General features: G+C 74.9%; 7 protein-coding genes, 1 rRNA gene and 1 pseudogene. 3 read left to right on the forward strand and 6 right to left on the reverse strand.

What is annotated here, in order from left to right; translation table 11 throughout:
* The 3 genes and pseudogenes from AB0O11_RS16180 to AB0O11_RS16190 form a co-directional block, all read right to left on the reverse strand.
* Nucleotides 1-87, reverse strand: a 16S ribosomal RNA gene (locus tag AB0O11_RS16180); the annotation flags it as partial.
* A 636-nt stretch (nucleotides 88-723) separates the two neighbouring features.
* Nucleotides 724-1,980: pseudogene (locus AB0O11_RS16185) on the reverse strand (SpoIIE family protein phosphatase); the annotation flags it as partial.
* A gap of 182 nt (nucleotides 1,981-2,162) precedes the next feature.
* Entirely contained in the window at nucleotides 2,163-3,548 is a 1,386-nt protein-coding gene (locus tag AB0O11_RS16190; RefSeq protein ID WP_363387063.1) for an FAD-dependent oxidoreductase, read from the reverse strand.
* 538 nt (nucleotides 3,549-4,086) lie between these two features.
* Between AB0O11_RS16190 and AB0O11_RS16195 the strand changes: the two genes are divergently transcribed.
* Together AB0O11_RS16195 and AB0O11_RS16200 are read left to right on the forward strand one after the other, a co-directional pair.
* Nucleotides 4,087-4,977 carry a helix-turn-helix domain-containing protein gene (locus AB0O11_RS16195; RefSeq protein WP_363386505.1) on the forward strand — a complete coding sequence of 297 codons (891 nt, stop codon included), beginning with the start codon at nucleotides 4,087-4,089 and terminating at the stop codon, nucleotides 4,975-4,977.
* A gap of 514 nt (nucleotides 4,978-5,491) precedes the next feature.
* Nucleotides 5,492-7,492, forward strand: a complete 2,001-nt coding sequence (locus AB0O11_RS16200) for a sigma-70 family RNA polymerase sigma factor (protein ID WP_363386507.1) — start codon at nucleotides 5,492-5,494, stop codon at nucleotides 7,490-7,492.
* A gap of 141 nt (nucleotides 7,493-7,633) precedes the next feature.
* Here AB0O11_RS16200 and AB0O11_RS16205 read toward each other — a convergent pair whose 3' ends face one another.
* From AB0O11_RS16205 to AB0O11_RS16215, 3 genes are all read right to left on the reverse strand, one after another.
* Nucleotides 7,634-8,338: a DsbA family oxidoreductase gene (locus tag AB0O11_RS16205; RefSeq protein WP_363386509.1), complete on the reverse strand. Its 705-nt coding sequence runs from the start codon at nucleotides 8,336-8,338 to the stop codon at nucleotides 7,634-7,636.
* 101 nt (nucleotides 8,339-8,439) lie between these two features.
* A complete protein-coding gene (locus tag AB0O11_RS16210; protein ID WP_363386511.1) occupies nucleotides 8,440-8,961 on the reverse strand; it encodes a universal stress protein in 522 nt (173 codons plus the stop codon).
* Between the two features lie 214 nt (nucleotides 8,962-9,175).
* The gene (locus tag AB0O11_RS16215) at nucleotides 9,176-11,311 is read right to left on the reverse strand and encodes an asparagine synthase-related protein (RefSeq protein WP_363386513.1); all 2,136 of its coding nucleotides are present in this window, start codon (nucleotides 11,309-11,311) and stop codon (nucleotides 9,176-9,178) included.
* Between the two features lie 759 nt (nucleotides 11,312-12,070).
* Here AB0O11_RS16215 and AB0O11_RS16220 point away from each other — a divergent pair.
* Entirely contained in the window at nucleotides 12,071-13,498 is a 1,428-nt protein-coding gene (locus AB0O11_RS16220) for an MFS transporter (protein ID WP_363386515.1), read from the forward strand.
* The last annotated feature ends 426 nt before the right edge of the window (nucleotides 13,499-13,924 follow it).

Raw genomic sequence — 13,924 nt, forward strand, 5'->3', positions numbered from 1 at the left:
CCACCCCGAAGGGCTTCACCGTTCGACTTGCATGTGTTAAGCACGCCGCCAGCGTTCGTCCTGAGCCAGGATCAAACTCTCCGTGAATGTTTACCCGGCAGTGCTTAATTAAAAGCGCCGGTCGACACCCGCGTTGAGCGGCACGGCAACCACCGGAATAGGGCGGCCCCGCGCACTGCGTCCTCGCTAGTGTTATTTCAAAAGGAATCTCCAACCCCGATCAAACGATCAAGGCCGGGGATGTCAACATATCTGGCGTTGACTTTTGGCACGCTGTTGAGTTCTCAAGGAACGGACGCTTCCTTCGGACCGCCTTCCAGCGGACCCTCCGGGCTTCGTTCTTTCGTGTTTCCAGCTTATCAGATGTTTTCCGCTCCGTTTTCGGGGCTTCCTTCATCCAACTTGCCGGTGCCTTCCGGGGTTTGACGCCCCGTCCGACGTTTCAAACTCTAGCCGATCTCCGCTCCGAAAAGCGAATCCGACCGCAACCCGATAAAACGCGCACACCGAATACACACCAGGCCGCGACGTGAAAACAACGAAGCGACCCGGCCCGAACCGGGAAGTGGTGTTTCAGAGGATTGGCTACCCCGGGACCGTCCGCGCAGCTGCGTGTCCGGTGCTCCCTGCCAGGCAGCTCGAAGAACACTAGACCTCTGGACCCGCCGAGTCAACCGGCGCAACCGAATTCTCGGTCCCCTCCTCCACCGGCAGTTGGAAGGCCAGGACGGCGACGTCGTCGTCGTGCTCGGAGGTCACGCCCATCGCCCGCAGCAACCGGGCGCAGATCACCTCGGGGGCGCCGATCGCACCGGTCAGCGTGCGGGCCAGGAGGTCGAGGCCCTGGTCGATGTCCTCGTCGCGGCGCTCGACCAGTCCGTCGGTATAGAGGACACCGGTCGTACCGGGGAGCAGACGCAGGGTGTGGGAGACGTGCAGGCCGCCGCCGGTGCCGAGCGGCGGACCGTTCTGTTCCTCGCTGCGCAGGATGGTGCCGTCCGGGCAGCGCAGCAGTACGGGGAGGTGTCCGGCGGAGGCGTAGGAGAGGGTGCGGTGCTGCGGGTCCCAGACGGCGTAGGTGCAGGTGGCGATCTGGTTGGCGTCGATCTCCATGGCGAGGCCGTCCAGCAGGCGCATCACCTCGTGCGGGGGCAGGTCAAGGCGGGCGTAGGCACGGACGGCGGTCCGCAGCTGGCCCATGACGGCGGCGGCACGCAGGCCGCGGCCCATGACGTCGCCGATGACGAGTGCCGTGCGCCCGCCGTCGATGGCGATGACGTCGTACCAGTCGCCGCCGACCGCGGCCTCGGCGCCGCCCGGCTGATAGGTCGCGGCGACCCGCAGGCCGGCCGGCTGGTCGAGCTTCTGCGGAAGCAGGCTGCGCTGGAGGGTGACGGCGGCCTCGCGCTGGCGCCGTTCGGCTTCGCGCAGGCGGGCGGCGGCGAGGACCTGGTCGGTGACCTCGGCGGCGAAGATGAGCACTCCGTCGGGCGGCCCTTCGGCGGCATCGCAGTTCTCCCCGGTTCCGAGCGGGACGCAGGAGACGTTGTAGTAGCGGTTGCCGGTGAGGCCGAGGATGCAGCGGGCCTTGACGCTGCGCGGGCGGCCGCCGCGGATGACCTGGTCCATCAGCGGCAGGACACCCATGCTGCCGAGTTCGGGGAGGGCCTCGGCGGCGGGCAGGCCGGTGGGGCGGTCGCCGAAGAGTTCGCGGTAGGCGCGGTTGGCGTAGCCGAGCTGGTGGAGCGGGCCGTAGGTGACGGCGACCGGGGCGGGGATGCGGTTGAGGACCTCGCGCAGGTTCTGCGGCTTCTGCGGGTCGAGGAGCTCGGCGCTGGCGGCGGGGCCGGCCGGGTCGCGGGGGCCGGGCACGACGACGCCGTCGGGGCAGGGCGCACCGTCCTCGGTGCCGGTCCCGTTGGGCGGGACGGCACGCCGGGGGACTCCGGTGAGCCGGGCGCTCCAGCGCATGAGGTTCAAACGACGGCCGCTTCCTCGTTTTCCAGGCATATCATCACTTTTTGTGTGCACAACAGCACACGGGGTAATGACCAGGTCGGGCTGATCCTGTCAGGCGGAGGCCCGGTTCCGGAAGTCGCGCGCCCGGCGTGGCCGTCCGATCCGCCCTCCGGTCGGCCGCCGGCCCGGGTCGGCGGGTGCGGTCACCGGGGAGCATCCGGCCCGGCGTCGGACGGCCGCCCGGACCTCGGATCGAACCCTTCCTCGAAGACCGAACGCGGGTGCTCCATGGCGCCCAGCGAGACCACCTCGCGGGAGAACACCCCGCCGAGCACCCAGTCCATCAGCACCCGCACCCGGCGCTCGGCGCTCGGCAGCCGTCGCAGGTGCCGCGCCCGGTGCAGCCACCAGGCCCGACGGCCGGTGAGCCTGCCGCCGCGCCGGGTGTGCGCGACGGCCCGGCGCAGACCGAGCGAGGTCGAGCAGGCGGCGGGACCGGGCCGGTAGTCGGCCAGGCCCGGGGAGTGCGGCCCGCTGTCCAGGGCCACCACGACGTTGCGGGCGAGCAGTTCGGCCTGGGCGAAGGCGTGCTGGGCGTTGGGGGCGCAGGGGGCGCCGTCCGCGTTCGGGTCCGGTACGGCGGCGCAGTCGCCGGCCGCCCAGACACCGGGCAGGGCGCGTCCGTCCGGTCCGACGGCCTGCAGGGTCGCCAGACATCGCACCCGGCCGAGGGCGTCCAGCGGCAGGTCGGTCTCGCGCAGCAGCGGGGACGGCCGGATGCCCGCCGTCCAGACCAGGGTGCGGGCGCCGAAGCGGCTGCCGTCGGAGAGCGCCACGACCCGGTCGGCGGCCGACTCCAGGGTGGTGCGCAACCGGATGTCGACGCCGCGTTCGCGCAGTTCGCCGAGGGTGTGCTCGGCAAGCTCGGGCGACTCCTCGGCGAGGATCCGGCCGGTCGCCTCGACCAGGACCCAGCGCAGGTCCTCGGCGCGGACGTTGTGGTAGCCGCGCACGGCGGTGCGGACCATGTCCTCCAGTTCGGCGAGCGCGCCGACGCCCGCGTAGCCGGCGCCGACGAAGACGAAGGTGAGCGCGGACTGGCGCAGCGCCGGGTCGCGGGTGGCGGAGGCGAGGTCGAGCTGTTCCAGGACGTGGTTGCGCAGGCCCACCGCCTCGCCGACGGTGGAGAAGCCGAGGCCGTGTTCGGCGAGGCCGGGCACCGGTGCCGTGCGGGAGACCGAGCCGGGGGCCACCACGAGGATGTCGTAGGGCAGTTCGACGGGGGCGGGGGGTTCTCCCGGGCCCGCGGCGTCGGCCAGGGCGCACCGGGAGGCGTGTTCGATCCGGGTGATCCGCGCGGTGAGCACCCGGCAGTCCGGCAGGACCCGGCGCAGCGGGACCACCACGTGTCTCGGGTCGATCGAGCCGGCCGCCACCTCGGCCAGCAGCGGGTGGTAGGTGAAGTAGGCGTGGGGCTCGACGACGGTGATCTCCACCTCGCCGCGCCGCAGCCGTTCCCTCAGGGCGCGCTGGAGGTGGAGTGCGGCGGCCGTTCCGGCGCAGCCGCCGCCGGCGATCAGGATCCTGATGGTGCACCTCCTGCCGAAGCGACGTTTCGTCCCGGCCCCGCGGCCGGGGGTGTCCCCCCGTCACGCCCCCTATGAAGGACCGGCGGGGGTCGTCTTGTCCACAGTCCGTACGGGGCTGGTTGCCACACGAGTGACCGTCGTGGCCAGTTGTGCCTACTGGGCGACTTTCTGACGCACTTTCGGCCTCGGAGAGTGGTGAACTATGGTCGGATTGTGTACCGGGGCAGCCGTCGCCATGACAATCGGCGGCGACGCACCGTGGAGCGGCCATTACGGCCAGTTCCAGCGTTGGCGTGAGAACCCGACTGGGGGACAGTCATCCGGGGAAGGGTAGTTCCCGGACAGGGCCCCGGACGGTGCCGACGCGCCGAGCCGGACGTGGACCCGGCGCGGCGGCACGAACCGTGGTCACCGGAACGGGACGGGCGGCACGAGCAATGGGTCATCGGGTCACTTCTGACGGGCTGAGCTGCACCGGGGGGTGCAGGGGCGGGCGACGACAGGGTCCGGTTTCGGACGCCTGCGGGGGAGAGTTGGGATGATGGATCAGGAGCAGGTGTTGGGGCGGGCGGGTGCACCGCAGGCCGGACCGGGCATGGTCCCCGAGCAGCGCGGTCCGGTGGACCTGCCGCCGCAGAGCAGGCCGGTGCAGGCCGGAATGGTTCATGCCGCCGTCCCGTACCGGGCCGAGGCCGCACCGGCCGCCACGCCGGTGCCCGGGGCCCGGCTGCGGGTGGACGCCCGGCGGAACCTGGAGAGCGTGCTGCGGGCGGCCCGCGAGGTGTTCGGCGAGTTCGGCTACGGCGCGCCGATGGAGGAGGTCGCGCGCCGGGCCGGAGTCGGGGTCGGCACCGTCTACCGGCGCTTCCCGAGCAAGGAGGTGCTGGTCCAGCGGATCGCTGCCGAGGAGGTGGCGTGGCTGACCGCGCAGGCGCGGGAGTCACTGTACGGCGGCGACGGCGCCTGGGAGGCCCTGGCCGGCTACCTGGCCCGCGCGGTGAGCAGCGGCGCCGGGCGGCTGCTGCCGCCGGAGGCGTTCCGGTACGCGGAGGAGCTGGGACGGGCGCCCGGGCAGCGGGCACCGGAACCGCCCGCGGCGGTCCGCTTCGACCTGCGCGGCGAGGAGGCCCGCTCCGGCGGGGTGGTCGAGCCGTCGGCGGCCGACGCCGATCCCCGGCTGCTGCTCCAGCTGCTGGCCGCCCTGGTGGCGCGGGCCGGTGCGGCGGGCGAACTGCGGCCGGGCGTCACGGTGTCGGACGTGGTGCTGGTGCTGACCGCCTCGGTGCCGGTGCACGCGGCCCGTCCGTCGGTCTCCGTGCCGGCGGCCGTCGGTTTCTCGCCGATTTCTCCGCAGACGGACGGCCAGCCGTCCGCCGGCCCCTCGGACCGGCTGCTGCAGATTCTGCTGGACGGCCTGCGGGCGCGCTGACGCTCATCGGCCGACCGTCCGCCACGCCCGACGGGCAAGGGAGTTGGAGGGAAGACCGGCGCGCGGCCCGAGTGCGCGCGCCGGGTGTGGGAGCCGCACACCCCACCGCCGCACGCTGGGCGAACGCACCCGCCGCGGCCCCTCGGAGGAGTGGAAGGCGGCCGGTCCGGCTACCGCGGGCCCCTGCGCTATGCCATCCTTTGCCCGTGGTTGGAGCCAATGTCCCGATGCGCGCCGTTCACGCGCCGTCGGCACCATACACAGGGGGACCGTGCGCCTACGCGCTCCCTCGCGCCCTGCCACACTGCGGGGGCTGTCGTGGAATCTGGGGTCCGTTGTGAGCGCCGAGGAACAGAACGACTACGGGTACGGCCTCGACTTCGGAGGCCTCTCCGGTGATTCCGCCGAAGGGTCCGGCGCGGGCCCCTGCAGTCTCGGCAGTGCCGGCGGGACGGCCCAAGTTCCGGGCGCCGCAGCGGGTTCGGCCGCCGGACACGTCCCCGACCAGGCCGGGATGCCCAGCCGCGAGACGCTCTCCGCCTCCGCCGCCGCGCTGCCCCCGGGCCGCGTGCCCGGGCAGGCCCCGGCGGGCCGGGGCGGCGTCGCCCCCGAGGCGTTCGTCGGCGAACCGTTCCCCGGCGACGGCCGGACCGCCCGGCCGACCGTGCCCGCCCCCGCCGATCCGGTAGACGGCGAACGCCCCGCCTCCGACGCCGAGTTGACCGCCCGGGTGCGGGCCGGCGACGACACCGCGTACGAGGAGATCTACCGCCGGCACGCCGACTCGGTGCGCCGCTACGCGCGTACCTGCTGCCGGGACAGCTTCACCGCCGAGGATCTCGCGGGCGAGGTGTTCGCCCGCACGCTGCAGGCGCTGCGGGCGGGCAAGGGCCCCGAGTTCGCCGTCCGCGCGTACCTGCTGACCGCCGTGCGCAACGTCGCCGCCGCCTGGCACCGCAGCGAGCGGCGCGAGCAACTCGTGGACGACTTCGCCGTGTTCGCGCAGACCTCGGCCGCCGTGGTCGACGTCGACCTCGCCGACCCGGGCGCCGACGCCTGGGCGATGGCGATGGCCGACCAGCGGATGGTCATGCAGGCCTACGCCGAACTGCCCGAGGACGACCGGATGGTGCTCTGGCACACCGAGGTCGAGCGGGAGTCCCCGAAGACCGTCGCGGTGATGCTCGGCAAGACCGCCAACGCCACCGCCGTCCAGGCCCACCGGGCCCGCGACCGGCTCGCCGCCGCGTTCCTCCAGGCGCACGTCTCGGGCAGCCAGGACAGCGCCTGCGAGGCCTACGCCAACCGGCTCGGGGCGTACGCGCGCGGCTCGCTGCGCAAGCGGGCCTCGGCGGAGGTCGGCCGGCACCTCAAGGAGTGCGACCGCTGCACGGCCGCCTGCCTGGAGCTGAGCGAGATCAACACCGGGCTGCGCGCCCTGCTGCCCGGCGGTGTGCTCGTCTGGATCGGCGTCGGCGGGTTCAGCGCCGCCGCGGCCGCCGTGGGTGGTACCGCCGCGGTCGGCGGTGCGGCAGCGGCCGGGACGGCCGCCGCGGCCTCCGGCGGGGGCGCGGGCGCCGCGGCCGGCGAGGGCCTGGGCACCGCCGCCAAGGCCGGGGTCGCCGCCGCCATCGCGGTCGCCGCAGCCGCCGTCGCCGCGTACGCGCTCACCGGCTCGCCCGACCCGGGTCCCCCGGCAGCCGCTCCCCCGGTCACCAGCGCCCCGGCCGCCACCTCCTCGGCGCCGCCCGCGACCGCGCCCGCCCCGGCCCCGGTGCCCAGCGCCGCCGATCCGGCCCCGGAGGCGCCCCCGGCGAGTCCCGGCGCCAAGCCGGCCGCCAAGTCCACGCCGGCTTCGCCGCCCGCCACCACCCAGGCGCCGGAGCCCGTCATGCCCTCACCCAGCCCGAGGGCGCCGCAGCCGACCGCCGCTCCCCCGGTCGTGCCCGTGCCGACCCTGCCGCCGTTGCCGCCTCTGCCCACGCCCGACGTGCCGGTCATCCCGACGCCCACCCTGCCGCCGCTGCCGACCCCGACCGTCACCACGCCGACGCCGCCCGTGCTCAGCGACTTCTGGGGCGACTCGCTGCCCGTCCTCAAGCCCGGCAACAACCGGGTGCCGCCGCCCGAGCCGAGCATCCGGCAGAAGGGCAGCGACACGTTCTGGCAGCGTGACGGCGGCTGGATCGGCGGCGACTACCACCCGCACGCGATCACCGTGCACGCCCCGGCGACCACCGTGATCGACCTCAACCGCAGCTGCACGTCCTTCGACGCGGTGGCCGGGGTGGACGACGCCACGCTCTCGCCGGGCAGGGTCGTCTTCTCCGTCCAGGGCGGCGACGGCACCACCCTGTGGCGCTCCCGCGCGCTGGCCGTCGGCGACGACCCGATGCCGGTGCACGTGCCGCTGGCCGGGCAGAAGTCGGTCAAGCTGGTGGTCACACCGGTGAACGGGATCTGGTCGGCGCTGAACGTCGCGAACTGGGCCCAGGCCCGATTCCGCTGCTCGTGACGGGGGCTCGCGCCGGGCGCTCATGACGGAGCCCGCTCCAGGGGCTCCTGGAGCGGGCCTCGGGTCCGCGGTGCCGCGCGGCCGACGCGGAATGGCGGCCGACGCGGAATGCGCGGCCGACGCGAAGTGTGCGACCGGCCGTCAGATGGCGCAGGAGCCGTCCGCGCAGGCCTCCCCGGCCGGGGCGACCTGCACCGGGGCGGGGCGGCGCTCGCCGATCTCGGTGGCGACCTGCTCCAGCACCTTGCGGAAGGTCGCGGCGTCCTGGCCGCCCTGAACCGCCCACTTGCCCTCGAAGACGAAGGTCGGCACGGCGTTGATGCCCAGCTCCCGGCCCTCGGCCAGCTGGGCGTTGACCTCGGCGGTGCCCTCGTCGCCCGCCAGGTAGGCGGCCACGCGGTCCCGGTCCAGGCCGGCCGACACGGCGACGTCGGTCAGTGCGGCGCGGTCACCGACGTCGACGCCGTCGGTGAAGTGCGCCTTCAGCAGGGCCTCCTTCAGCCGTCCCTGGGCGGCCGGGCCGTACTCGGCCTCGGCGAGGTGCAGCAGGCGGTGGCCCAGGAAGGTGTTGGCGTGCAGCGCGGCGTCGAAGTCGTACGCGATGCCCTCGGCGAGGCCCAGCTCCGCCACCCGCGCGTCCATCGCCACCGACTGCGGGCCGTAGCGCTCGGCCAGCCAGGCGCGGTGCGGGCTCGCCGTCGCGGGTGCGTCCGGGACCAGCTGGTACGGGCGGTAGACGACCTCGACCCGCTCCTTGCCCGGGAAGTCCGCCAGGGCCTGCTCGAAACGGCGCTTGCCGATGTAGCACCAGGGACAGGCGATGTCGGACCAGATCTCGACCTTCATGCGGGTGGCTCCAGGGGGCTTCTTGTCAGCTGTGTACGAGATGGGTGAACAGTGAACCATCTCGGGACATTCCCGGCACCCCGTGGGCGTCCTCCGGCCGGTCAGGCCGCGGGCGGCGCCGGGACCACCAGCACCGGGCAGGCCGCGTGGTGCACGACCGCCGAGCACACCGAACCCAGCAGCAGCCGGGCGAAGCCGCCGTTGCCCCGGGTGCCGATCACCAGCGTGTGCTGCCGGGCCGCCGCCTCCAGCAGCACCTCGATCACGTTGCCCAGCACCACGTGCAGCGACAGCTCCCCCGCGTATGGCGCGGAACGCTGGCGCTGCACGGCGGCCACCGAGCGGCGCAGCCCGTCCGCCATGCTCTCGACCAGCGTCTCCACGCTCTCCTGCACCAGCTCCGCCATCCCCGGCGGGTAGCCGGCCGGCGCCGGGTTGACCACGGCGAGCACGTACAGCGGCAGCCGGAACCGCTCGGCCTCCGTCATCGCCCGGTCCAGCGCCCACAGCGACCCGTCCGACCCGTCGCACGCCGCCAGTACCCCCGGCGGGCGCCCCGCCGGCGGACGCCCGAGCACCGACAGCACGACCGGCACATCCCGCCCCGCGCTCCCAGCGGCCACCGCGCGTCCTCCTCACCCCGGATCCACACCCCCGTCATCATCACCGCCCCGCCGATCCGGGCCCGGCAACCGCGCCGCAGGGCGGGGAGGAGGAGGGGTGGAGAAGGCGGAGAAGTCGCGTGTGCCGGGCGGACTCGGCGCGTCCGGGTGGGCAGGAGTCCGGCGACCGCATCGTGGCAACGCAGACCCGCACGTCGCGGTGACGGGACCGGACTCACGAGGTGAGGGCCGGCTGGCGGGGGCTGGGCAGGCCCGTCCAGCAGGCGCCGTGGCGGCGGGCGCGGACGCGGCGGAGCCAGAGTTCGGTGGAGACCAGGTCGGCGAGGCCGGCGAGGGCGGAGGGGGACAGGGGGCTGGTGGGGTCGGCGGACCGGGCGAGGCCGGCGCGGACGGCGGGGAGGTCGATGAGGCCGGCGTCGGCGAGCAGCGGGGCGTCGAAGAGTTCGGCGAGCCCGTCGGCGGCAAGGCGCAGGCCCTCACGGGCGGGAGCGGTGCGGTCGGGGCGGGGGCCGCGGCCCCAGTCGGAGGGCAGGTCGGTGCGGCCGGCGCCGGTGAGGACGGCGTGCAGGAGGGCATGCCGGGCGCCGGGCTGGAGGCGAACGTCGTCGGGCAGCAGTCGGGCGGCGCGCACCACCTGGTTGTCGAGGAAGGGCGCGTGCAGCCGCTGTCCGGGCTGTTCGGCGGCGTGCACGAGCGTGCGGAAGGAGCGCGCCTGCCGGTAGAGAGCGTGCCGGGCCCGGTGCGCGCCGGGATGTTCCTCGGGCGCCGGTTTGCGCGCGGCCAGGCGGAGCCGTAGCGCGACCGAGGAGAGCGCCTCGTCGGAGAGCCAGCGGGCGGCCGGGCCGGGCAGGCACCAGGCGAGGTCGACGGCCGAGCGGGCCCCCGCCGTGCCGGCGCCGTCCGGGACGTGGCGGGCGGTCAGCTTGGCGGCCGCCTCGTCCAGCGCCTCGGCGTAGCGGACCCGGGAGAGCCGGTGGGCGGCCCGGACCACGGTGAGCGGGGTGCGCAGCGTGCCGGTGAGGACGCCCGCGGCCGCCCGGTCGGCGCCGGCCAGCGCGACGACCGGGGGCAGGAGTTCGCGCGGCCGGCCGGCCCGGATGAGGTCGGCGAGCCGGGCCGGGTGCCCGTCCAGGACCTGGCGGGCGCCGTAGCCGGTGAGGTGGTCGGTGCCGCCGGCGTCGAAGCGGGCCTCGGCCCGGGCGGCGGCGACGAGTTCGGGCCCGGGCTCGTCGGTGAGCCGGCCGGCCTGCGGGTCGGTGCCCGGTCCGGCGTACGGGAGGGTGTCCGGGCCGGGGTCGAGCACGGTGTGCCGCAGCCGCGGGGTGTCGGGGGCGAGCACGGGGCCGGCCGGGGGCTCGGTCTCGCCGAGCGTGACGGCGGCCAGTTGCTCGGGGGCGGCGGGTTCCGGGGCGGTGGCGCGGGCCCAGGAACCCTTGACCGCGCCGCTCCTGGCCCCGGCGGTGGCCGCCCGGGCCGCCGCGGTGGCCGTGGGCACCGGTGGCAGCGGGACGGCGGCGGCGAGCAGCGCGATGGTCGCGGAGGCCGTCCCGTACGAGAGGTCGACGCCGAGCCGGGCCCGCCCGACCGGGTCGGGGACCGGGGCGGTGGTGCGGACCCGGGAGCGGACGGACTCCAGCAGGGCGCGGGTGAGTTCGCGGACGGCGGGCGCCTCGTCGCGCGGCTGCTCGGCGCCGGCCGGGTCGTCGTAGCCGGACAGGTACGGGCGGCCGCCGCGGATGCCGAGCACGTGGCCGGGCGGCACCCGCTGGACGTCCAGGTACGGGGTGCCGGTGCCGAGCGCCTCGGGGGACTCGGGGCAGGCGAGCCGGGCGGCGAGGTGGCCGGTGTCCAGCGGGGCACCGACCAGGTCGGCGAGCGGCAGGGCGGCGGTGGCGTACGCGGTGCCGCCGGCCCACGGGGTGTGGAAGACGGGCTGGGCGCCGGCGAGGTCGGTGAGCAGCAGGGTGGAGCGGATGCCGGAGCGCAGCACGACGGTGTAGCTGCCGGGCCAGGCGGTCAGGTGGCGGACGGCGCCGCCGCGGGCGGCGGCGAGGCCGGCGGCGAGCTCGGCGTCGGTGGCGCCGCAGTGGCCGAGGACGGCGAGCCGGGAGGTGGCGGGGGTGTCCTCGACCTGGTCGGGGGCGGTGGGGCCGGTGCTGACCACGGCGGCGGTACCGGGACGGAGGGTGACCAGGCGGATCTCCGTGGGGCGCCAGTCGCCCACGGCCCAGAGCGGGTCGGGCCCGGTCCACAGCGGGCGCGCGGCGATCGGCTCGATCCTGCCGAGTGCCTCGTACGCCGGGGTGCCCGCGCTCGGCGCGCCCGTGCACCAGCCCGTCAGCCACCGCATCGTGCCTCCACCGGACGAGGACCTGCATCCCTGCAGCGCGTTCGCCGCCCGCCGGGCGGCCGGGTGGTGTGCCGTGCCGGCCCGTGCGCGTCCCGGCGTGCCCTCGCAGCTCGACGCGCCGTCAGGGGACATCGTGCCACCGTGGGACGTCGCCGTGGTCGGTGTTTCGGGTTCCGCTTCCGTTCGGACCGACCGCTCGACGGTCGCTGCGGCCGCGCGGGCCGGCGCGGGTGGGCAAGTTCCTTGATCCGCCGGGGAGTTCGATCAGTCCGGCGCTCCGAGGGGTGGGCGGGCCGGACCTCCCCCTCCCCGGCCCGGACCGCCCGCGAACACCTTTGGCATGGGCATCGCGAGATGGCCGAAAGGCGTCGCCCGGCCCGGGAGGGCATCCGCATGCCCTCCCGGACTTCACCGCCGCCCGCGGGGATTGAGGCGACGGCATCCCCCGGCCCGCCGGGTCCTCGACGGCAGGCCGACCCACGACCACCAGCGAATCGCCGACCAGCCGGTCGGGCCAGGGAGCACGGCCGGGCGCACGTGAACACGGGACCGGAGCACGACGCTCCGGAGCGCGGTGCGGTCGGCCGGATCCGAGTGGTCCGGACCAACTCCGGTGCGGCACCGCCGAGTGCGCGATCCCGCCATCCGGAATGCGACCTCTTAACCGTCGGAACGCGTCCGACTACGCTAGGTACAGCAGCTACGGCCCGGTGCCGCCCGGGCCCCGCGCACAAGGCCGCAGGAGGTGCCGCCGCCACCATGACCGTCAGCCCACGTGGACCGAACGAACGGCTCGGCACGCTCCTGACCCTCGCCCAGATCAGCAACGCCGGACTGGCCCGCCGGGTCAACGACCTCGGCGCCCAACGCGGGCTGACCCTGCGGTACGACAAGACCTCGGTGGCCCGCTGGGTCAGCAAGGGCATGGTGCCGCAGGGACCCGTCCCGCACCTGATCGCCACCGCGATCGGCGGCAAGCTCGGCCGGCCCGTCCCGCTGGAGGAGATCGGCCTGGGCGACACCGACCCGGCGCCCGAACTCGGCCTGGCCTTCCCGCGCGAGGTCGCCGACGCGGTCCGCTCCGCGACCGACCTGTGGCGGGTCGACCTCGACCTGCGCCGGGGCCCCGGCGGCGGCCGCTGGAGCGACAGCCTGGCCGGCACCTTCTCGGTCGCCGCCTACGCGACCCCCGTCTCCCGCTGGCTGATCACCCCGGCGGACGGCTCGGTGGCCCGCGAGGTGCCGCGCTCCCCCAGCGACGCCTCCTCCTACCGGGTCGGCCACTCGGACGCCGCCAAGCTCCGCGAGGCCGCCCAGGAGGCCCGTCGCTGGGACTCCAAGTACGGCGGCGGGGACTGGCGTTCGTCGATGGTGCCGGAGTGCCTGCGGGTGGAGGCGGCGCCGCTGCTGCTCGCCTCGTACAGCGACGCGGTCGGCCGGGCCCTGTTCGGGGCCACCGCCGAACTGACCAGACTGGCCGGCTGGATGGCCTTCGACACCGGACAGCACGAGGCCGCCCAGCGCTACTACATCCAGGCGCTGCGGCTCGCCCGGGCCGCCGCCGACGTGCCGCTCGGCGGCTACGTGCTGGCCTCGATGAGCCTCCAGGCCGGCTACCGGGGCTTCGCCGAGGAGGCGGTCGACCTCGCCCAGGCCGCGCTGGAGCGCAACCGGAGCCTGGCCACCGCCCGCACCATGAGCTTCTTCCACCTGGTGGAGGCCCGGGCCCAGGCCAAGGCCCGCAATGCGGCGGCGTGTGCGACGGCGCTCGGCGCGGCGGAGAGCGCGCTCGAACGGGCGCGCGCCGGGGATCCCGATCCGGCCTGGATCGACTTCTACGCCTACGACCGGCTCGCCGCCGACGCCGCCGAGTGTTTCCGCGACCTCGGTGTGCCCTCCAAGGTCCGGCAGTTCACCCGCGAGGCGCTGGCCACGCCCACCGAGGGCTTCGTCCGCTCGCACGGCCTGCGGCTGGTGGTCTCGGCAATGGCCGAGGCGGAGGCGGGCAACCTGGACGCCGCGGTCGCCGCCGGCGAGCGCGCCGTCGAGGTGGCCGGCCGGATCTCCTCGCAGCGCAGCCGGGAGTACGTGGTGGAGATGCTGCGGCGGCTGGAGCCCTTCCAGGGTGAACGCCGGGTACGGGAGTTGACCGAGCGGGCGCGGGCGGTGATCGTCGCTCCGGCGTGAGCGGACAGGGCGGCGATCCGGCACCCGGCGGTAATTGGGGTGCGACGGCGGGAGGGGCCTGACTAGGGTTTCTCCCGTCCAGGTGCGCAGGCAGAGGTTACTTCCACTCTCAATGGGCAGGTCGCGGGTTCGAATCCCGCCGTCGGCTTCGGGCCGGTGTAGCTCAGCGGCCAGAGCAGCTTCGTCACCTCAGCCGCCTTCGATCTCTGGACACCTACACGTGAATAGTTCGTCCGCACCTCCCGGTGCGACGGCGGCGGTTACTTCTTGGTGAGGCGTCCGTAGGACGCTGCGGTTCGAGCCCGCGAAACACCGCCGCCACCTTTGATCTCGGGAGGCAGCGCGCTCCGGAGTGCCCGGTGCGCAGGCGGGGGTTACTTCGGATCTTGCGGTTCCGGGTTCAAGTCCCGGGCGTGCCGTGCGCGA

The sequence above is a fragment of the Kitasatospora sp. NPDC093102 genome (assembly GCF_040683915.1).
Lineage (GTDB): Bacteria > Actinomycetota > Actinomycetes > Streptomycetales > Streptomycetaceae > Kitasatospora.

Coding starts and splice junctions, on each gene's coding strand:
- AB0O11_RS16215 (WP_363386513.1), bottom strand. CDS start 11,311: ATGCGGTGGCTGACGGGCTGGTGCACGGGCGCGCCGAGCGCGGGCACC.
- AB0O11_RS16220 (WP_363386515.1), top strand. CDS start 12,071: ATGACCGTCAGCCCACGTGGACCGAACGAACGGCTCGGCACGCTCCTG.
- AB0O11_RS16195 (WP_363386505.1), top strand. CDS start 4,087: ATGATGGATCAGGAGCAGGTGTTGGGGCGGGCGGGTGCACCGCAGGCC.
- AB0O11_RS16200 (WP_363386507.1), top strand. CDS start 5,492: ATGCCCAGCCGCGAGACGCTCTCCGCCTCCGCCGCCGCGCTGCCCCCG.
- AB0O11_RS16205 (WP_363386509.1), bottom strand. CDS start 8,338: ATGAAGGTCGAGATCTGGTCCGACATCGCCTGTCCCTGGTGCTACATC.